The sequence below is a fragment of the Gilliamella sp. B3801 genome, assembly GCF_026536645.1.
GTDB lineage: Bacteria > Pseudomonadota > Gammaproteobacteria > Enterobacterales > Orbaceae > Gilliamella > Gilliamella apicola_I.
On record NZ_JAFNNR010000001.1, the window covers coordinates 86,662 to 108,514 of the forward strand.

Annotated in this window: 17 protein-coding genes; 3 read left to right on the forward strand and 14 right to left on the reverse strand. The window is 36.1% G+C overall.

What is annotated here, in order from left to right:
• Positions 1 to 18: 18 nt before the first annotated feature.
• From J3U14_RS00295 to glmU, 6 genes are all read right to left on the reverse strand, one after another.
• Positions 19 to 570 carry an MltR family transcriptional regulator gene (locus tag J3U14_RS00295; RefSeq protein WP_267351673.1) on the reverse strand — a complete coding sequence of 184 codons (552 nt, stop codon included), beginning with the start codon at positions 568 to 570 and terminating at the stop codon, positions 19 to 21.
• Positions 560 to 1,738 (reverse strand): mannitol-1-phosphate 5-dehydrogenase, encoded by a 1,179-nt coding sequence (locus J3U14_RS00300; RefSeq protein ID WP_267351671.1) that lies wholly within the window; start codon positions 1,736 to 1,738, stop codon positions 560 to 562. Before J3U14_RS00300 ends, J3U14_RS00295 begins: the two co-directional genes overlap by 11 nt.
• A 77-nt stretch (positions 1,739 to 1,815) precedes the next feature.
• Positions 1,816 to 3,711 carry a PTS mannitol transporter subunit IICBA gene (locus J3U14_RS00305; RefSeq protein ID WP_267351670.1) on the reverse strand — a complete coding sequence of 632 codons (1,896 nt, stop codon included), beginning with the start codon at positions 3,709 to 3,711 and terminating at the stop codon, positions 1,816 to 1,818.
• 761 nt (positions 3,712 to 4,472) lie between these two features.
• Positions 4,473 to 5,357, reverse strand: coding sequence for a hypothetical protein (locus J3U14_RS00310; RefSeq protein WP_267351669.1), 885 nt, complete (start codon positions 5,355 to 5,357; stop codon positions 4,473 to 4,475).
• Positions 5,358 to 5,906: 549 nt separating this feature from the next.
• The gene (gene glmS, locus J3U14_RS00315; protein ID WP_267351667.1) at positions 5,907 to 7,739 is read right to left on the reverse strand and encodes a glutamine--fructose-6-phosphate transaminase (isomerizing); all 1,833 of its coding nucleotides are present in this window, start codon (positions 7,737 to 7,739) and stop codon (positions 5,907 to 5,909) included.
• A 13-nt stretch (positions 7,740 to 7,752) separates the two neighbouring features.
• Positions 7,753 to 9,129 carry a bifunctional UDP-N-acetylglucosamine diphosphorylase/glucosamine-1-phosphate N-acetyltransferase GlmU gene (glmU, locus tag J3U14_RS00320; RefSeq protein WP_267351666.1) on the reverse strand — a complete coding sequence of 459 codons (1,377 nt, stop codon included), beginning with the start codon at positions 9,127 to 9,129 and terminating at the stop codon, positions 7,753 to 7,755.
• 149 nt (positions 9,130 to 9,278) lie between these two features.
• Between glmU and hemG the strand changes: the two genes are divergently transcribed.
• Together hemG and typA are read left to right on the forward strand one after the other, a co-directional pair.
• Positions 9,279 to 9,809: a menaquinone-dependent protoporphyrinogen IX dehydrogenase gene (gene hemG / locus J3U14_RS00325; protein WP_411604145.1), complete on the forward strand. Its 531-nt coding sequence runs from the start codon at positions 9,279 to 9,281 to the stop codon at positions 9,807 to 9,809.
• Between the two features lie 155 nt (positions 9,810 to 9,964).
• Positions 9,965 to 11,791, forward strand: a complete 1,827-nt coding sequence (gene typA / locus J3U14_RS00330) for a translational GTPase TypA (RefSeq protein WP_065559098.1) — start codon at positions 9,965 to 9,967, stop codon at positions 11,789 to 11,791.
• Between the two features lie 64 nt (positions 11,792 to 11,855).
• Here typA and J3U14_RS00335 read toward each other — a convergent pair whose 3' ends face one another.
• Both J3U14_RS00335 and J3U14_RS00340 read right to left on the reverse strand, forming a co-directional pair.
• The gene (locus tag J3U14_RS00335; protein ID WP_267351663.1) at positions 11,856 to 12,278 is read right to left on the reverse strand and encodes an RnfABCDGE type electron transport complex subunit B; all 423 of its coding nucleotides are present in this window, start codon (positions 12,276 to 12,278) and stop codon (positions 11,856 to 11,858) included.
• Positions 12,278 to 13,978, reverse strand: a complete 1,701-nt coding sequence (locus tag J3U14_RS00340; protein ID WP_220216643.1) for a formate--tetrahydrofolate ligase — start codon at positions 13,976 to 13,978, stop codon at positions 12,278 to 12,280. Before J3U14_RS00340 ends, J3U14_RS00335 begins: the two co-directional genes overlap by 1 nt.
• A gap of 152 nt (positions 13,979 to 14,130) precedes the next feature.
• On the opposite strand from J3U14_RS00340, the gene sohB reads away from it, so the two are divergent.
• Positions 14,131 to 15,240 carry a protease SohB gene (gene sohB, locus J3U14_RS00345; RefSeq protein WP_267351660.1) on the forward strand — a complete coding sequence of 370 codons (1,110 nt, stop codon included), beginning with the start codon at positions 14,131 to 14,133 and terminating at the stop codon, positions 15,238 to 15,240.
• A 95-nt stretch (positions 15,241 to 15,335) separates the two neighbouring features.
• Here the strand turns inward: sohB and J3U14_RS00350 are convergent, their stop codons facing one another.
• From J3U14_RS00350 to J3U14_RS00375, 6 genes are read right to left on the reverse strand one after another with little or no spacing between them, the layout of a single operon-like run.
• Positions 15,336 to 16,562, reverse strand: coding sequence for a beta-ketoacyl-ACP synthase (locus J3U14_RS00350; protein WP_267351658.1), 1,227 nt, complete (start codon positions 16,560 to 16,562; stop codon positions 15,336 to 15,338).
• Entirely contained in the window at positions 16,559 to 17,290 is a 732-nt protein-coding gene (locus J3U14_RS00355; protein WP_267351656.1) for a 3-ketoacyl-ACP reductase FabG2, read from the reverse strand. Before J3U14_RS00355 ends, J3U14_RS00350 begins: the two co-directional genes overlap by 4 nt.
• A gap of 13 nt (positions 17,291 to 17,303) precedes the next feature.
• Positions 17,304 to 17,774, reverse strand: coding sequence for a 3-hydroxy-fatty acyl-ACP dehydratase (locus J3U14_RS00360; protein ID WP_267351654.1), 471 nt, complete (start codon positions 17,772 to 17,774; stop codon positions 17,304 to 17,306).
• Positions 17,774 to 18,955 (reverse strand): beta-ketoacyl-[acyl-carrier-protein] synthase family protein, encoded by a 1,182-nt coding sequence (locus J3U14_RS00365; protein WP_267351652.1) that lies wholly within the window; start codon positions 18,953 to 18,955, stop codon positions 17,774 to 17,776. Before J3U14_RS00365 ends, J3U14_RS00360 begins: the two co-directional genes overlap by 1 nt.
• On the reverse strand, positions 18,952 to 19,530 hold the full coding sequence (locus tag J3U14_RS00370; RefSeq protein ID WP_267351650.1) for a DUF3261 domain-containing protein: 579 nt from the start codon (positions 19,528 to 19,530) through the stop codon (positions 18,952 to 18,954). Before J3U14_RS00370 ends, J3U14_RS00365 begins: the two co-directional genes overlap by 4 nt.
• 34 nt (positions 19,531 to 19,564) lie before the next feature.
• Positions 19,565 to 21,853: an MMPL family transporter gene (locus tag J3U14_RS00375; RefSeq protein WP_267351648.1), complete on the reverse strand. Its 2,289-nt coding sequence runs from the start codon at positions 21,851 to 21,853 to the stop codon at positions 19,565 to 19,567.

A 21,853-nucleotide genomic window follows, 5' to 3' on the forward strand; every position in this document is an offset into this window, starting at 1 on the left:
AAAGTCGGTAATAGACAGTTAATCATGATCTTTATGTTTGGGTTTATTACTAATTCGAAGAATAAGATCGGTGATCGCAATAATCAGCGCTGAACGGATCATTTGCTGATAACGATTTTGTAAAATGGATGATTTAAAATTATCGACAATCCCGAGTTCGGCAACTTGATCTTGTTGTAACACCCAATTTTGCGGTAACACCATATCATGTAATAAGCTTATCGGTCCAAGAATCTCGTCATCACTATAGTGATAGTGTTTATCACTAAGATCCAGCTCATCTAAAATGGCAATAAGTAATTCGATATCTTCATAATCTGCACGGCTTAAAATGCCCAAAGCAAAAAGCAATTTTAAACAAACAGATGTATCATTTAAAGGCCCATTTTTACCAATAAGTGAAGGAATTACAAATTTAATGGCATGGGGTTCCTTACAAAAAATGTTGAGAATCAACCGATTCACACTTTTGTTGATCAGTTTAATGGCGACAGTCAGCAAACTGTGAATATCAGTTTGCTGATTGAGTTTTTCTAGGATTCTATCTTCTTGTAGCCTTTTATCCGACATCTTTTAATAAAAATTGATGATTTTGCATTGCAGTATAAAGTTCTTCGATTGGTTGAACAACTGGATTATGACTATCAATGCCCGAAATTTGACAAAAAGTGGGTATCACTCCATGATTAACAATCTGTTTTGCTAATTGCACTGCTTGTTCATCATCATTATTCCGATAGTTAAGGGCAGCAGCAATACCAATCAATAAATTACAATTGTTAATCTGATATTCAAATGTGCCAAGTAGTGGTTTTATGAGACGATCACTTGCTCCTAATTTTCGTATGGGTTGACGTCCAACTCTGGCGGTATCATCGTGTAAATAGGGATTTTCAAAACGGGATAAAATCTTTTCGATATATGCCATGTGTTTTTGATCATCAAAATTATAGCGATGAATCAATACTTGCCCACTTTCTTCCATTGCTCCACGAACAATGAAACGAATTTGCTCATTCAATATTGCATCACGAATAGTTGCGAAATTGTAGTAAAAGCCTAAATAGGCCGTAATGGCATGCCCGGTATTGAGCGTAAATAATTTACGTTCAACAAAAGCCATAAGATTATCGACAGGCTCCATACCGGCTATATTCGGAATAGTACCAATAAATTGTTTTTTATCAACTATCCATTCTGAAAAGGTTTCAACCGTTACGGCTAATATATCACCTGATGATGATAGGGTCGGCGGCACAATGCGATCGACTGCAGAATCAACAAAACCAATATGTGTTTCTACCCATTGATGTAAGGTTTCAGGTAATTGTGCAAAGATTGCTTGCTTAAATTGAGTAGTACCACGAACCATATTTTCACAGGCAATAATATTTAGCGGCGCTTGATTATCGTGTTGATATCTTTTCAAAATACCTTGAGCAACAATTGGGGCAATCTTATTCAATACTTGTGGACCAACAGCGGTTGTAATTAAATCAACCGTTGCAATGTGGTGGCAAATGTTAGGTGATGTACTGTTAATGGCATCGACGTGATAGACTATCTCAGTACTTGCTTCTTCTCCAACTACATTGACCGAATATTGATGACGATGTGCCAATTCATCAATAATTTGCTGATTGACATCAGCAAAAGTGACGTGAAATCCTGCATCAGATAATAATTTACCAATAAAACCGCGTCCAATATTACCCGCGCCAAAGTGTAATGCTTTCATAATTTATACCTTATATCTTGTGAGTTTCAATAATGTTCGAGTTTTCTTACCTAAACGTAAGGCGTACAAAAACAGCATTAGCCTAATAAGGCTAAAACCTCTTTCACGCTGTGAGTTGTTGTGAGTTTTGTAATGGTATTGGGGTTATCGAGAGCGTTGGTCAGCTTTGCAATCACGTCCAAATGTTCGTTGTTACGTGCAGCTATCCCAATAACAATTTTGGCGTAATCCTCTTTGTTATCACCGAACTGAACACCTGAGGGGTATTGGCAAAATACGATACCTGTATTAATTACACTTTTTTTAGATTCAATGGTGCCATGAGGGACAGCGATAAATTCACCTAAATAGGTTGAAGTCAATTTTTCACGTTCTAGCATCGATTCAATGTAGGCAGGGTCAACATAGCCATTTTCTACTAATTTTTGACCGGCAAAACGGATGGCTTCTTCTTTTGTTTTGGCGATTAAATTTAAAAAAATATTTTTGTCGGTTAATTGGAAGAGAGGGGAATTATCGGAAGTTTGGGGGGCATTTTTTGTCGTTATCTTTTGTTCAATTCCTAATGCCTGGTTAAGTTGGTCGACTAATTGACTGTATAACTCACTATCTAAAAAGTTAGTTAACGAAATATGCCAAGCATTGGGGGCATACTGTCTGGCTCGGTGCGTTAAATCTTGATGCGTAATGACGATATCTACATCATCGGGCAGATCATTAATGGCTAGATTGCTAATATTGATTGCCAAGTTGGCATTTTCAATCTTCTTGCGTAAAACACCGGCACCCATTGCACTTGAGCCCATGCCTGCATCGCAAGCCACGATTATTTTTTTGACTTTAGTTAGATCAAACGTTTCATTTTTTCTTCCTTTAGCCTCATCTTTCATGCTTGAAAGACTTAATTTGGCATCATCAAGACTTTTAGACGATGTTTTGGTTGTTTTTAATAAAATCGCTGACATAACAAAAGAGACAGCCGTCGCCGCCATGACCGAAAGCGTTACGCCAAGATAGGAACCTTTTGCCATACTCATTACAGCAAAAATCGAACCGGGCGAAGCTGGAGCTGTTAAACCTGCATGAAAAACTGTTAACGTGAATATTCCGGTCATTCCGCCCATAATAACGGCAATAATCAAGCGGGGATTCATTAACACATAGGGAAAGTAGATCTCATGAATTCCGCCAAAAAAATGAATGATCGCAGCACCACTAGCCGATCCTTTTGCGGCACCCTTACCAAAAAACATATAGGCCAGTAAAAGCCCTAAACCGGGACCCGGATTGGCTTCAATTAAAAAGAAAATCGATTTACCGGTTTCTGCTACTTGTGTCACACCCAATGAGGTAAAGACACCATGATTAATGGCATTGTTGAGGAACAAAACTTTAGCCGGTTCGACCAAAATAGAGGTGAGTGGCAATAATCCATGATCAACCATAAATTGGACGGCGATAATCAATATATTGGTTAACCAAGCCACAGCTGGACCAATAGCAAAATAAGCAATTAGTGCAAGCATCATACCAAGAATGCCAGCTGAAAAGTTATTGACTAACATCTCAAAACCACTTTTAACTTTACCATCTATTAAGCGATCAAATTGCTTGATCATAAAGCCGCCTAAAGGACCAGCTATCATTGCGCCTAAAAACATTGGTATAGATGACCCGACAATTACGCCAATAGTTGTAATCGCACCAACAACGGCGCCACGGTCGTTATACATGAGTTTACCGCCGGTATAACCAATTAATAGTGGCAATAAATAAGTGATCATCGGTCCAATAAACGATGTTGATACACGTTCATTTGGAAACCAGCCCCCAGCACTGTGATCCCTTGCATTGTATAAAAAAATAGCGGTGATCAACCCCCATGCGATGAATGCGCCAATATTTGGCATAACCATGTTGCTTAAAAAACGCCCAAAATTTTGGACTTTTACTTTTATGTTTGAACGACTCATTTTCGTTACCTTCCTTATTGATTGATGTCATTGAATTAACATTATTTTAGATACGTTCATGGCGTGGATTCATTAGAAAATGTCAGTAAACGTGATCAAGATCACGTTGCAAAAGGAGGGGTATTTTTAAAATTTGTGATATAAATCACATTTTAAGAGGATAAATTAAAAATATTCAAAAGCAGCAGGAAAAAAATCTGAAAAATTTCGAAAAAACAGTATGTAATATTTTTAATTGATAATATAAAACGATAACAAAAATGATTATCAAAAAGACTGATTATAGTTGATCATGGTTATATGTAATTGATTTAAAATATAACCATTAATAAAAAATCATAATAATACTAAGTTAATATGGAAGAGGCGTATCAGTCTAATTTATAGCTATATTGTCACTATTTCTCATGGTGTTTTATTATCTAAAGGGGGAGATATTTCCAAGAATAATTCAGATTATAATTTTTTAATATGGTCAACATTTGTATTGTTTTTTATTGATTTTTTTGCGATATGGTGGGTTGAATATCCTAAAGAATTTAACAAAAAGAAAAAATGGAAATAAATCTTTGTATTTTTTGCTTGTCATGCTTTCTAATTTAATTTTTAACTTATTCAATTTTTTCCGTTTTTACTATAAATTTAGTTATGATGGAGTTTTTTTATTTAATGCCAATTTTATTGTTTTAAATTGGTTCTTGTTTCATATATTGCATGTGTTGATAGAGTAGTAAGTTTAAATACCGTAAATTTACGATATATTATTCTTCCGGTTGAGGTTTTATCCACATTTTCTGATTTTTAAAATCAATCTTAACGATATAACTATATAAAAAATCATTGCCAAGTATGCCATCAGCAGGCAAATCATCAGTTAACCCATCAAGTACTATAAAATCATCTTTGAAATTAGGAATATCGACAAACGATAGTTCCGTAATATAAAAAGGAAATTCTTTTAATTTTATTAATTCTTTGTTATTAGAAAGTTTTTTAGAACTAATTATATTTTTTCCTGCACCAGTATCGAATATTAATGCATAACTTTTGACATCATCATTAGCATTTAATATTAAATGTCCTTTTGAACCTTTAGTGAAAGGTATTTCTAACCAATCGTTTTCAATTTGTTTTGTAAAATTATCAGATAAAATGAGTTTGTTACTTATGATATCAAAAGTAACGACTTTATTTACAAAAAAGCCTAAACCAGCTACTGCAACATGTTGATAATCAAAATTTTGCTCTTTTTTTGCTTTTTTCTCTCCAGTATTTATATCTAAAATAGCTCCCCAAGGTTTATACTCTTCAATTTCTAATTTTTCATAAAATAAATTATTAATTTTAACGTTTCGTAACATAAATTGACGAGAATATTGGATGTTGCCTAGTATATCAGTACGCTTTCGTTTATCATCTTTTTCAACTTTATCTTCAATTTTATTAATAATATCTATTGGTAAATTTAAGACCTCTGTAGTTCCTGTATCTAGTATACATGTAAGTTCTTCATCAAGATCATTAATTTTTAATGCTATAAATAGTAGACCTTGCTCATCTTCATCTAAGAACCATTCTAATTCTTGGGATTGTGATAAAAATGGAATTATTGCAAAAAAAACTATACTTAATAATATTTTTTTCATTTTAACTGTTCTATAATTTGTATGACAAAAAATTATGCAGTAAAAGTTTATATTACTGCATAAATATTAGTGAAACTCAGTTAGAATTTACCATGACGTGCAGATACTAATATCATAATGCCACTTATCTATACCTTTTTCCCCTTGAAATTTGATAACCATCTTTAATGACTCCTCGACGACTACCGTTAACTAAATTTATCTCATTTTTCGGTAAGGTCATTTATTTGAGACCCATTGAGTTTAGGGGGGTATAGCATTTTTTTATATGAATAACAGTTTCTTATAATTAATGCGTAAAGAAAATGTTAACAAAGTAAAATAAATGCTAAGTTATTAAATTTTTAAAGTCAACGAAAATTTAAATTATTCGTTAATTATAGGTAAAAATTTAATTTTCAATCGTGGGAATAATTATTTGAATTAATCAATTTTTACTTAACCCAATCAGTCTAAGGATAATATTGGGTTATTTAAACTCGTTAAAAAAGAGGCTTGTCTGATAGGTCAATTTAAAATTTAAGACTGTTAGATAATATATTTAAAAAGCTATTCAACAGTCACCGATTTTGCCAAATTACGAGGTTGATCAACGTCTGTACCTTTTATTAAAGCCACATGATAGGCTAATAATTGTGTCGGTACGGTGTAGTAGATAGGTGCCGTTAACTCTTCAATATAAGGCAGGTTAAGGATATGCATTGTATCATCGCTTATAAATCCTGCATCTTGTTCGGCAAAAACATAAAGTTGACCGCCCCGAGCCCGAACTTCTTCAATATTTGATTTTAACTTTTCTAGCATGTCGTTTGTGGGAGCCATCACAATGACGGGCATATCGGCATCAATAAGGGCTAAAGGCCCATGTTTTAATTCACCTGCTGCATAAGCTTCTGCATGGATATAAGAGATCTCTTTTAATTTTAATGATGCTTCCATGGCAATCGGGTATTGCTCGCCACGCCCTAAAAAGAGCGCATGATGTTTATTAACAAATTGTTCGGCCAGTTTTTTGATTTTCGGTTCCGCAATGAGTACTTGTTCAATACGATTGGGCAAGGTTTGAAGAGCATGGACAATTGCTTGTTCCGTACTTTGAGCCATCTGATTTAATCGACCTAATTTTGCAACAAGTAGTAGTAATACAGTCAATTGAGTGGTAAATGCTTTTGTTGAAGCTACACCAATTTCAACTCCTGCTTTGGTTAATAATACCAGTTCGGCTTCACGTACTAACGTTGAAGCAGCGACATTACATATGGCTAAGGTGCTTAAATAGTGATTTTCTTTTGCTAACCTTAATGCGGCAAGTGTATCGGCGGTTTCACCCGATTGAGATAGTGAAATAAATAAACTATTTTTATGTTTAGCAGGTTTACGATAGCGAAATTCTGAAGCTATTTCGACATCACAAGGAATCCCTGCTAATGCTTCAAACCAATAGCGAGCAACCATGCCAGCATTATACGCGGTACCGCAAGCAACAATTTGGATATGTTCAACTTGTTTAAGTATCGTGTTAGATTGTTCGCCTAATTCGGATAAATTGACTTTGCCATGCTGTATACGACCTTCCAATGTATTTTTGATTGCATTAGGTTGTTCGTATATCTCTTTTTGCATGTAATGGTTATAGCCTGCTTTACTTCCTGCATCATATTTAACATCAGAGTTGATAAATGGGCGCTTAATTTGATTGTTATTTTTATCAAATATAGAAACGGTTTTGTGTGTAATCAGTGCAATATCACCTTCTTCTAAATAGATAAACTGATTGGTCACGGGTAATAAAGCAAGTTGATCTGAGGCAATAAAATGCTCAGCGATACCACAACCAATTACTAACGGGCTACCGGAACGAGCCGCCACAAGTTGGTCAGGGTTTCGTATGTCCATAATTACTGTACCATAAGCTCCTCGTAGTAATGGTATGGCTTTTTTTACCGCATCAAATAATGAACAATTATCAGTTGAAATAATATCGTGAACTAAGTGGGCAATAACTTCCGTATCTGTTTCAGAGCGAAATTGATAGCCTTTAGCAATCAACTTTTCACGGAGTGGTTCATAGTTTTCAATAATACCATTATGAACAACAGCAATATAATCGGAAATATGGGGATGCGCATTGTGTTCTGTCGGTTCACCATGTGTAGCCCAACGTGTATGCGCAATGCCTATCGAGCCTTTTAATGGTTTGCTATCAAGTGCTTCTTTCAGTTTATTGACTTTTCCAACTCGCCTTACTCTTTGTAATTCACCTTGAGGCGATATAATGGCAAGACCAGCCGAATCATAGCCCCGATACTCTAATCGTTTTAAGCCTTCTAACAGAATTTCTGCTACATCACGGTTAGCAATGGCACCGACAATTCCACACACAGTTTACTCCTCGCTATTTTGATTTTGTAGGTCGCTTCCAGCCACTAATTTGTCTTTGTTTAACACGGCTTACCACAAGTTCATTGTCCCCCACGTTGTTAGTAACCGTTGTTCCTGCTGCAATGGTTGCCCCTTTTCCAATTTTCACTGGAGCAATTAACTGTGTATCAGAGCCAACAAAGACATCGTCTTCAATAATGGTTTCAAATTTGTTTGCACCATCATAATTACAAGTGATAGTGCCTGCACCGATATTAACGTTACTCCCTATTTCACTATCTCCAAGGTAACTTAAATGACCCGCTTTACTGGCTTTGCCTAAATGGGCTTTTTTAAGTTCAACAAAGTTGCCGACATGTGCCTTTTCATCGAGTTTTGAGCCTGGACGTAATCGAGCAAAAGGCCCTATCGTACATTGTTCAGCAATGATTGAATCTTCAATTATGCTATAAGGACTAATTTCACTATTATCGCCAATGATACAGTCTTTTAAGATACATCCAGCACCGATAAAGACGTTATTCCCTAATTTGACATTGCCATTGATGATGACGTTACAATCAATGGTGACATCCATACCATGTGAAAGTGTACCTCGTAAGTCAAATCGCTCGGGATCAAGTAGAGTCACGCCAGCGGTAAGTAAACGTTTTGCTTGTCGCTGTTGATAGTGGCGCTCTAGTGTGGCCAATTGTAGACGATTATTGACTCCCTCAACTTCAAATTGTTCAATAGGGTGAGCAGTAATAATGTCATATCCATCTTGATAAGCAAAATTGATAATATCAGTCAGATAGTACTCTTTTTGTGCATTATGATTTGTTAAACGAGATAACCAGTTTTTCAATAGTTTTCCTGTTACGATCATAATACCCGTATTAATTTCATTAATTTTTTGCTGTTCTGGCGTGGCATCTTTTTGTTCAACAATGGCGGTCACTTTGCCATTATTACGCTCAATACGTCCATAACCAGTTGGATCATCTAGTTTAACGGTTAACAGTGCAATACCTTGTTTGGGTTTATTGTTAATTAAAGTTTGCAATGTTTGAACCGATATAAGTGGCGTATCACCATATAAAATCAAAATATCTTCTTCATCTTGAATATAAGGTATGGCTTGCTGGACTGCGTGTCCTGTTCCGAGTTGCTCAGCTTGAAAAACAAGATTTACGGATTGATTTTCCAGTGCCTTTTCAAGCTGATCTTTGCCATGTCCATAGATAATATTGATATAATGGGGATTAAGTTGTTGAACAGTATCAATAACATGTTGTAACATCGGTTTATCGCCGATTTTGTGTAAAACTTTAGGAAGGTTGGAATACATCCGTGTGCCTTTTCCTGCCGCCAAAATAATTGCACTCAGTTTTGGAGGTGAAATCGTCATATTCAGTTCCGGTCTGGTTAAATTAGCTTAATACTATAATCAAAGTTTTGCATGAAATCATCCCGAATTTGTTAATTTTTATCATAAAAAAAGTAATATTGATAATTAGTCGATATTTAAAATAAAGAGGCAATGTTATGACCACTGCTATTAAAGTCTTGTTACTTTATACTACCCACGAAAAACAAACACTCAAAATTATGGAGCGAATAAAAAATCGTTTGGGTCACAAGTGTGATTGTGACGTGATTGAGTTATTACCGGATACCAAAATCGATTTAACACCCTATCAAGCAGTGCTTCTTGGAAGTTCAATTCGTTATGGTTTTTACAGTAAAATAATGAAAAAATTTATTGATGCTCATTATCAGCAATTAAATCAAATAAAGTCTGGATTTTTTGGGGTGAATATGGTGGCAAGAAAGCTCAATAAAAATACCCCTGAAACCAATTTATATACCAGAAAGTTTTTAGCTAAAATATTATGGAAACCGACCATCAAAGCTGTGTTTGCAGGGGCACTTTATTATCCACAATATAATTGGTTTGACCGTAATATGATCCGTTTTATTATGTGGCTTGGTAAAGGTGATACCGATGTAAGTAAACCCATGATTGAATATACAGATTGGTCAAAAGTAGAAGAGTTTGCTGATCAGTTTTATGCCGAAGTGTGTTAATAATCTAATTTTTTGTAATATAATTTAAAAATTCTAAGTGGTTATCAATTTATTGCACTCTTTTAAAGAAACTTTATGATATAGATCAACATTTGGATCAAAAAGGTGTACAATATTGCGCCTAAAGAATCTGTCTCCTAATTGGGATTTTAATTGTGATTGAAAATTTAAGAAACATAGCCATTATTGCTCACGTTGACCATGGTAAAACAACTTTGGTTGATAAATTGTTGAAACAGTCAGGTACGCTTGATAATTTGCGTGGTGACGATAACGAGCGAATAATGGATTCAAATGCGCTTGAAAAAGAGCGTGGTATTACCATTTTAGCTAAAAACACAGCGATTGACTGGAATGGTTACCGTATAAATATTGTTGACACCCCAGGACATGCTGATTTTGGTGGTGAAGTTGAACGTGTTATGTCTATGGTGGATTCTGTGCTATTGCTGGTTGATGCAATGGACGGCCCAATGCCACAAACACGTTTTGTGACACAAAAAGCGTTTGCTCATGGTTTAAAACCAATCGTTGTTATTAATAAAGTTGACCGTCCGGGTGCGCGTCCTGATTGGGTTGTCGATCAAGTATTTGACTTGTTTGTCAATTTAGGTGCGACTGATGAACAATTAGATTTTCCGATTGTTTATGCTTCAGCTTTAATGGGAATCGCAGGGCTTGACCATGAAAATATGGCTGAAGATATGACGCCATTATTCGAAGCGATTGTAAAATATGTTGAGCCACCGAAAGTTGATTTAGACGGCCCATTCCAAATGCAAATTTCACAACTTGATTATAATAATTATGTTGGCGTTATAGGTATTGGTCGCATTAAACGAGGTCGTGTAAAACCAAATCAACAAGTCACTATTATTGATAGTGAAGGGAATAAACGAACGGGTAAAGTAGGGCAAGTTTTAGGTCATTTAGGCTTGCAACGTTATGAAGCAGAAGTTGCTGAAGCTGGTGATATTATTGCTTTAACCGGATTAGGTGAGTTAGGTATTTCTGATACGATTTGTGATAATAGTTGTGTTGAAGCTTTACCTGCTTTAAGTGTTGATGAACCAACTGTAACGATGTTCTTTAATGTCAACAGTTCACCTTTTGCCGGTAAAGAAGGTAAATATGTCACTTCACGTCAAATTTTAGAACGTTTAAGAAAAGAACTTGTGCATAATGTTGCGCTTCGTGTAGAAGAAACGCCAGATCCGGATGCATTTAGAGTATCTGGTCGAGGTGAATTGCATTTATCTGTATTAATCGAAAATATGCGTCGTGAAGGTTATGAATTAGGGGTATCACGCCCTAAAGTTATTTATCGTGACATTGACGGTAAAAAGCAAGAACCATTTGAACAAGTGACGCTTGATATCGAAGAGCAACATCAAGGTTCAGTGATGGAAGCACTTGGTTTACGTAAAGGTGATTTAACCAATATGTTACCTGATGGTAAAGGACGTGTACGTTTAGATTATGTGATTCCAAGCCGTGGTCTTATCGGTTTTAGAACTGAATTTATGACAATGACGTCGGGTACTGGTCTACTTTATTCTACATTCAGTCATTATGATGATGTGCGCCCAGGTGAAATTGGACAACGTAATAACGGGGTAATGATTTCGAACGGTACTGGTAAAGCATTAGCCTATGCGCTTTATAGCTTGCAAGATCGCGGTAAATTGTTCTTAGGTCATGGCGCTGAAGTTTATGAAGGTCAAATTATTGGTATTCATACTCGATCAAATGATTTAACGGTTAACTGTTTAACAGGTAAAAAATTAACCAATATGCGTGCGTCAGGTACCGATGAAGCGACAACGCTTTCACCACCTGTTAAGATGTCACTAGAACAAGCATTAGAGTTTATTGATGATGATGAATTAGTCGAAGTTACGCCATTATCGATTCGTATTCGTAAACGTCATTTAACTGAAAATGATCGTAAACGAGCATTTAGAAGTGGCAATAAAGACTAATATATTTTTGTGATATTAACCGAATAAATAATTGGTTGGCATTAAGTCTTAAATAAAAACCTCGCTATTTAGCGAGGTTTTTTTTGGCTTTTACTCTGGCAATCGCATCAGCAATCGACTGTTTTCGATCGGTTTGGCTTACTACATTTTGAGTATTACTTGCTGGCACAGAGCGAGGAAATAATATTGTCGGTGGAACTAACTGATTGTGATTGAGCCGTTGCTGCTTTTTATGCGTTAACTGTAACTCTTCTGTGTCACTTAGTCTCACGCCTAAAGTGCTTAAAGTAATGCAGTCCGTTGGGCAGGTATTAATACAATTACTACATGCGGTACATAATTGTGGCAAAATGGTATGTAAAACTTGTTTACTGCCAACAATTGCATCGGTTGGACAAACACGAATACATTTGCCACAGCCAATACAGTTTTGTTCATCTATAAATGCTTTATATTGTTGTTTGGTTTGCATAATCACTTCTTGCATTAGCTTAAACCTATAATATTACCATCTTTGTCAATATCAATTTGCCTATATGCTGGATTGGTACCAAGTCCTGGCATGGTCATGACGTTTCCTGCATAAACTCGAATAAAACCAGCACCAGCGGATATGGCTAAATGACTGATATCGACATCAAAGTTAGTCGGGACATTTTTTAAGTTGGCATCAGCACTAATTGACATAGGTGTTTTAGCAATACAAAGTGGCAGATGATCCAGTTTCAATGCTTCGATCTCTTTGATGTTTTCCAATGCTTTAGCGGATAAATTTGCTTTGTTAGCGCCATATTTTTTTACCATAGTTTGAATCTTATCAATCAATGGCATGTTATCTGGGTAGGGCAATTGAATTTTACTCGGCATAGCGCAAGCTTTGATAACATGCTCAGCCAGTTTTTCAGCACCTTTACCACCTTGTGTAAAGACTTCACTAATTTCACACGCCAATGCGCCATGTTCAACCGCGTATTTTTGTAAGAAAGCAAGTTCTTCTTCGCTATCATGTGGAAAGCGGTTTATAGCCACAATGACTTGTAAACCATAACTTTTAGCATTATTGATATGCCACGCCAAGTTAGCTGCGCCAATTTCAAGTAATTCAACATTAGATTCCGATATCTCTTTTGGAATGGGTTGACCCGGCTTAATGTTATATTTACCACTGTTAGATTTTAAACTTCGTACAGTCGCTACCAATACAACACAATCAGCTTTGATTCCTGCTTGACGATATTTGATATTGAAGAATTTTTCCATCCCCATATCCGATCCAAATCCTGCTTCAGTCACCACATAGTCAGCAAGTTTTAATGCAATGCGATCCGCAATAACAGAAGAGTTACCATGCGCAATATTAGCAAAAGGCCCAGCATGAATTAAAACCGGTGTATTTTCGACAGTTTGCATCAGATTTGGGTTAATGGCATTTTTAAGTAATACTGTCATTGCACCTGCAACTTCAAGTTGCTCAGCCGTTATCGGTTCGCCATTAGTATTATAAGCTAAAATAATACGTCCAATGCGTTCCCGCATATCTTGTAAATCCGAAGCTAAAGCTAAAATTGCCATAAGCTCCGAAGCAGCGGTAATTTCAAATCCATCTTGACGTTCAACGCCATTTACACCGCCACCGACGCCAACAGTAATTTTACGTAATGCTCGATCGTTATGATCAATGACGCGTTTCCAAACAATGCGATGAATATCAATATTTAAACGAGGTAATCCCGTTTCGTTTGTGAATTCATCACCAAGACGATCTTCGTGATAAAGTCGTGAATCTAATGCTGCCGATGCTAAATCATGCGCTGCTGTTATCGCATGGATATCACCCGTTAAATGTAAATTTAATGTCTCCATCGGTAATACTTCGGCTTGCCCACCACCGGCTGCGCCACCTTTTACACCAAATACCGGTCCAAGACTGGGTTGACGAATGCAAGCAATCGCTTTTTTGCCTAAGTAATTCAATCCTTCACTTAGCCCAATGGTATTGACCGTTTTACCTTCTCCAAGGGGAGTTGGCGTAATAGCAGTAACAAGTACCAATTTGCCTGTTGTTTTGTTTTGATTTTCTTTGATAATGGATAAATCGATCTTGGCTACATGTTTACCATAAGGAAGGACAAATTCTTCAGGTATATTACAGTGATTGGCAATTTCGGTAATTGGGCGTAAAGACATATTCGTTCTCATATAACAATAAATTGGGCTAACAGTATAAATAATTTGAATTGCCGAATAAAGCGACAATTTTTATCTTTGTTGATTTTCGGCACAATCCTCAATTATATTGTTATAATAAATAAAATATTCAATCAAAGGATAATTATTAAATGAATTGGTTTTCAGTATATTCTCTTTTCTTAGCTGAAACAGCTACTGTTGTTGTTGCAATTTTAGCCGTGCTGATCTTCATATTAAGTCAGCGTCGCAAATCGGCAACGATTGCTGGTCGCTTATCGGTAAAAGATGTCAGTCAAGAGTATGAACAAGTTAAAGATGAGATGTTAATGTCGAGCATGGACGAGCTCGAAGCTAAGCAGTTTATGAAAGATCTCAAAAAACAGAAAAAGCTTGAGAAGAAACAGGCAAAATTAGCCACTAAGCAAAAAAAGAAACAGGAAAAAGCGGGCGAACAGCCTAAAGCAGGGATCTCCGAAGATTCGTCTGATTCACAGACCATTAACCAAACGGACGAAAAGACCAAACCCAAACTATTTGTGTTATCTTTTAATGGTAGTATGGATGCGCACGAAGTTGAAGAATTACGTCAAGAAATTACGGCGGTATTAGCGATTATTAAACCTGAAGATGAAGTTGTGATTAAACTTGAAAGTCCTGGTGGTGTTGTACATGGTTATGGATTAGCTGCATCACAATTATTACGTTTCAGAACTCGTAATATTCCTTTTACTGCTGTCGTTGATAAAGTGGCCGCAAGTGGTGGATATATGATGGCATGTACTGCCAATAAAATTGTTGCAGCACCTTTTGCTATCGTTGGTTCGATTGGCGTGGTTGCTCAGATTCCTAACTTTAATCGCTTACTTAAAAAGCATGATGTGGATATTGAGTTACAAACAGCAGGGGAGTATAAACGGACGTTAACCATGTTTGGTGAAAACACTGAGGAAGGTCGCCAAAAATTCAAACAAGAACTTGAAGAAACTCATCTGTTATTTAAAGATTTTGTTAAAGAGTATCGTCCCAATATCGATATCGATCAAGTGGCAACGGGTGAACACTGGTTTGCAACACAAGCGAAAGATAAAGGCTTGGTGGATGAAATCAGTACCAGTGATGATTTTATTTTATCTCACTTGGATTCGCATAAGATTATTTCTGTCAGTTATCAACGTAGACAAAAACTTTCTGAGAAAATTTCAAAAAATGTGGTAAAAAGCGTTGAAAGATTGTTTTTCAGGCAAGGAAATGGCCTGTAATGCCCTTTTTATTCGCTTGAAACGGAGTATTAATTACTTCCCCCTAGAAAATAACAACTGTAATTAAGTTATACAGTTGTTATTTTTAGAAAAAACTAGATACGTTTAATAATAATTGAAGTGTTGATACCGCCAAAAGCAAAATTATTGGTTTGCATATATTCAATATCCAAATTTCGGCCTGAACCGACAATATAATCCAAGTCACCACAAGCAGGATCGACATTTTCAAGGTTAATAGTTGGGTTGAACCAACCATTATGCATCATTTCGACAGATAACCAAGCTTCAATTGCACCACAAGCCCCAAGTGTATGTCCAAAATAGCTTTTTAATGACGATATTGGGGTTTGGTTACCATAGATATTGGCAACAGCATTACTTTCGGCTATATCACCTCTGGCGGTAGCTGTACCGTGAGCACTAATGTAACCAATTTGTTTAGGATCTAATCTTGCTTGTTGTAAAGCTTGTTCCATACAGATTTGAATGGTTTCTTGGCGTGGTTGTGTGATATGACTAGCATCGCAATTGGTTTTAAAACTGATAATTTCACCATATATTTTAGCACCTCGGGCTTTGGCATGTTCATACTCTTCCAGTATAAGTGCACCGGCTCCTTCACCAATAACCAGTCCGTCTCTATCCCGATCATAAGGTCGTGGTGATTTTTTGGGTTGATCGTTTAATTGGCTTGTTGCGAATAAAGTATCAAATACAGCAGCTTCGGAAGGGCATAACTCTTCAGCTCCTCCAGCAACCATAATAGTTTGCATCCCGTATTTAATGGCTTCATAAGCATATCCAATAGCTTGGCTTCCAGAAGTACAAGCACTCGAGGTTGTTATCAATCTACCTTTTAATCCAAAAAATAAGCCAGTGTTTACCGCTGTTGTATGTGGCATCATTTGTATATAGGTGGTCGCCGTTATGTTGTTAGTATGTTTTTCGTTTAACATAGTTGCAAATTCAGCAACTGGCTGAGTGCTTCCTGTTGAAGAACCAAAAGCGATACCTGTTTCACCATTCGTTAGGATTGGATCATCTAATAATCCTGCTTTTTCTAACGCTAGTTCTGTTGCTTTAGTAGACAGTAATGACACTCTACCCATAGAGCGAGTTTTTTTACGGGTATAATGTTCTGGTAAGGTAAAATTGTCGATAGGGGCACCCAATTTTGTGTGCAGTCCGTCATAAATTTCCCATTCAGGCATATATCTGACGGCATTATTTAATTGCTTTAAATTTGTTTGTACACTTAACCAGTCATTGCCAAATGCCGTGACACCACCCATACCTGTTATAACGACTCTTTTGGTCATATCATTCCTCCATTGATTGAAATGACTTGGCGTGTGATATATCCTGCTAAATCTGACATTAAATAGCTGGCAAGCCCCGCAACTTCTTCAACCTGTCCCATTCGTTTTAATGGAATCATTTTCATTGCTTCTTGCAGTGCAATGGGCTCCATATCTAATATGCCAGTATCAATTAATCCCGGAGCAATACAATTAACAGTGATTTTTCGTTTAGCCAGTTCAAGTGCTAATGCTTTACTTGCGCCGATTACCCCCGCTTTTGCTGCGCTATAATTAACTTGCCCTCGATTGCCTGCTATGCCAGAGACAGATGAGATAACAATAATACGCCCCCCACGGCGTAGTCCAATCATTGGCATAATACAAGGATGAAGAACATTATAAAAACTGTCGAGATCTGTATGAATAACATCTTTCCAATCATTTTCTGTTAGTGCAGGGAAGGCGCCATCTCGTATGATTCCTGCATTGTTCACAACACCATAATAGGCGCCGTTAAGTGCAATATCTTGCTCAATCGTTTGTTGACATTGCGAATGGTTACTGACATCAAATTGTATTAAACGTGCTTTACCACCCAATTTTTCAATGGTAGCTAGAGTATCAAGTGCGCCTTGCTTATCACTGTGGTAATGAACGGCGATAGTGAAACCATCTTGTGAAAGTTTGTAAGCAATCGCTTGACCAATTCCTTTACTTGCCCCAGTGACAAGTACTGTTCTTTCCATTATTGTTCTTCTCCTATCCAAATCGCTGTTGACCAAATAAATTGTCTAATTCGCATTCATCTGGTTCATAAACATTTAATTTTCCGGTTGTAACGATTTCTTGATTGATCATAATTTTGCATTCAAAATTAGCCAATTTGGCATCATTAAGTACCAAATTTGCATGAATCATTAAATGACTATTGCATGGAAAGGCGTTTAACGTACTTTTAATTGCGCGTCCGCCTAATAACATACCAAGTGTGGGTTTTTTATCACTCACCATGCCATGATAACCATTCCATACACCTATAGTTTGAGCCATTAACTCAATGGCATAAAAATTTGGTAACGTATCATCTTCATTTAAAAAAGGGGATAGTATGCCTTGTTTATTTACCTCAACACTGCAAATGCATTGCTGTGCATCAACAAAGTGAACCTTTTCAATCATGACCATTGGTTTTTCGTGTGGTAAATAATAACTTGCTAAATGATATTGCATTAAACTTTTCCAATTATAAGTGATGTATTATTGCCTCCAAATGCAAAAGAATTTGACATTATAATAGGTTTTTTTAACATCATTTCTTGAGTAACTATGTTGATTTTATCCAGATTTTCATCATATTGCGATATTGAAAAATCTTGTTTAGGTAGATAAATATTTTGTTCAAGTAATAAATAACTAATAGCTAATTCGGTGGCAGCCGCACTACCTAAAGTATGCCCGGTCAGATGTTTTGTTGAGCTACAGGGTGGTAATGTTTGATTAAATAATCGGTAGACTGCTTTACTTTCAGCGATATCATTCAATATGGTTGCTGTACCATGTAAATTAATATAACCAATTTGGCTTGGTTGTAATTTGGCATCATCCAGCGCTAATTGCATCGCTTGTTCAGCGCCAATGCCCTCGGGATGAGGTGAAGATATATGATAAGCATCGGAGGATTCGCCAGTACCTAAAACAGCAATGTCACTGGTTTCAGTTTTCGTTAATAAAAATATTGCGCCTGCTTCACCAATATTTATTCCATTACGATTTTGGGCAAAAGGCATACAAGGATTTTCTGATAGGGCTTCTAGGGCATTAAAACCATTGATAGGCATTCTACCAAGACTATCTGCACCGCCCACTATTGCAGCATCAACAATACCTGCTTCAATAAGTCGCTTACCACTGATAATTGCTCTTGCGCTCGACGTACAAGCAGTTGATATGGTATAGCTTGGGCCTTGTAATTTTAGTAAAGCCTTAAGGAACGAAGACGGATCCCCCAATTCTTGCTGATTGTAGGTAAATAAGTTTTGTTGATTATTATTGGTTAAACAATGTTTAATATAAATATCACCTTCATGAATTCCTGATGTGCTGGTTCCCATTATGATAGCAACACGTTGAGTACCGTATTTTTCGATAGTTTGATGAATTTCATGCTGAATTTGTAAATAAGCTGCATACAATAATTGATTATTGCGTGTTCCATATTGGGATAAATGTTCTGGAATATCAGGCAAGTTGTCTTTCACTTTGCCTAACCAGGTTTTTTTACCATTTAATAACCAGTGATTTTCTTCAACCAGACAGTGTCTGGCGCCAGATTTTTCTGTTAAATTTTGTTTTATCTCTGTAAGGTTATTACCTAAAGCATTAATTGCACCAAGTGCCGCTATATATATCATTTAGCTGTATCCATACTTTGTATAATAATTTGATATCCAAATATTTGATGTTCAATTCGGATCGGTTTGCGGATCTGATCAGACAGTTTTTCTTGATAAGTTATGGTCAGTATAGGTTCATTTTTATCATCTGATAAGATTCGGTTAAATTCATTATCAACCAGAATCCAACCTTTCGGTAATGAAGATTGCCACTCTTTGGTTGGTAAAATGCTAAACAAAATATCTGATAGAACTTGCTCTGGAGGAGGCAGTTCTTTAACAAAAATGTTCTGTTTCGTTTTAACATTTTTTCCGTCATATTCAAGTTCAAATAGCCGCACTCCTAATGCAGATAATGCCACAACTTTCAATTGATTTTGATTCGCATCCACTAACGTAATAATTGAATTTTCGTGATTGTGGTATTTAAATTTAAGAAGTTGTTGGTCGTGATAAGGTTGATTAAATTTGGGCGATGGCAATTTGATATTAATTTGCTTAGTTAACCAAGCTTTTGGTTGTTCAGATTGATGTGCGCATGCTGAAATGAGTGTTGTTAGTGCTAAAATCAGTAAAACTAAATATTTCTTCATCCAAAAATTCCTGATATTTCTATTTATTTGTGTTTTATGTTTTATTTCTTATAACAAGTGGAGCAAATAAAAAAGCGCCAAATATGCCACTTGTTAAAACTAAACCAAATCCCATAATTGCACTAGTATGGCTAATAATGAGTAGACCAAACGATAATAATGTTGTTAAGGCAGCCAAAATCACTGCCAATAGTGCACTTTGAGTTTGGCTTTTATCATTACTTAAAAATAGACTATAGTCGATACCGATGCCAATGACAAGAATCAGTGCTAACATTGAGAATAAATTTATTGTTTGCCCTATTATACCATGTACCGATAGCGCGATACCAATTGATAACAGTGTAGGTAATGTGCTTTTTAACGCAAATTTTAAACCTTGTTTGATATTATAAAAAATAAAGCACAAACAAATAATTAATACGGCTCCAACCATTAATTGTGATAAATGGATTCGATAATGGGTAAACATGGTATTAAATTCTGAACGGCGATCTAACCAATGAATACCTTGATCTGGTTTGGATAACGCTTTAAGTTCAGTTAATTGCTCAATCCCACTAATGGGAATTAATGTTGCACTTTTCCCATCTTTCAATGATAACCAGAGTAACTTTCTACCTTGACTAATTACACTTTGTTGCCATTGTTCGGGAGTGATAACATCAATAGGTTGCACAATGTTTGGTGGATTTGCATTAATACCTAATTGTTGCAATGAAGCTAGGATTTCAGGGGCATATTGCTGAATCAGCGCAACATTTTTTTGCTGTTTTTTAATAGAAGGTAAATTAATTATTTGATATTGTGCAAATACGCCTTGTTGTTTTGCATGTTCTAATTGTGGGATAAAATTTTCAAGCCGCTGTAATGTTTGCTGAGCATTATCGCCAAAAACAATAAACCACTTTTGTTCGTTTGATTGGTGTGTAATACTGACTATCTGTTTTTCCTGTTGTTGTAGTTCGGCTGGCAAAGTTTGTAATTTACTAATATCATCATCAACTTTTAAATGTATTAATCCATAAGCAATAAAGATTAATGCAAAGATCACCATGCCCCATTGCATCACGCTCGATTGCCAAAGCTGAAGCCAAAAAGTTAATAAATGTTGACCAACTTGTTCACGAACAGGTAATTTTTTAACTAAAAAAGGATACCAACATACGACTGTTAAAAATGCACCAGTTAAACCAAATACAGCAAAAACAGAAAGTTGTTTTAAACCAGGAAATGGGGCAATTAATAAAATTAGATAGGCTATAAAGCTGGTGCATAATGCAATGAACAATGTAGAAATTAATTTTTTCAAACTGCTCATTGCTGATTCACGATTGCCATGAAGCAAACGTTCGGTTAGATAGTGCAATGAATAATCAATTGTGATGCCGATGATACTGGTACTCATGACAAGTGTCATAATATGAATTTCACCAAATATTGAGAGAACCGCAACTAATCCACAAATCATACCAATAAAAATTGATAACAATGAAAGAAAAACAGGTCTGACAGAGCGGAATACCGTAATCATTAATATAATAATGCCAATAATGGATAAACTGCCAATCGTGGTAATATCTGCTTTTGCCTCAGTACTTGCGTGATCACTATAGAACAGTACGCCCCGTTTTAAAATTTGAGTATCAGGCCACTTTGTTTTTAACTGTTCAGCTAACAAATTAAGTTGTGTCACCATTTGATGTGAAGCGTTCATATTAAACGATGAACCGTTTAATTCAGCATAAATCATATACCAGATATCACCTTGTGCATCTTGGGCTGCTAGCCAATTATTTTTTATTGTTAAATGATGCGTGTCACTTAGTTGATTTAGTTGAGATGAACGGGTAAGTAATAAGGGATCGTGGTTAAGTTCAGCTGCACTAACACCACTAAATGGCGAATAAAGTTGGCTTTGAATCCAACTAAATTGAGTGCCAGTTTTAAGTCGTTCAATGGTTTTTGCATCCAATAATTGATAACGATATTGATAAGTAAAAGTCCCCCAATTTTGCTGAAAATTTTCATCAATTAGCCCATTAACTTGAGCGATGAAAGACTGTTGTTTTAGATTTTGGTACCACCATGTTATGGGGGCTAAATTATGGGGATCTGTCGGTTTGATTAACCAAACCAGTTGTTTATCAAGCCTGTCTTGAAATCCATTAATAAGTTCTGTCGGCACATCGTGAGTTTGTTCTTTCGGTAACAGTGATAAGACACTACTGTTAAGTTTGCTATTCAAAATAAGATAACCGAGCGCAAGCATCAAACCCATAACGACTAACAGCCACCAAAAAGCTCGTTTTTTTGATTTCAT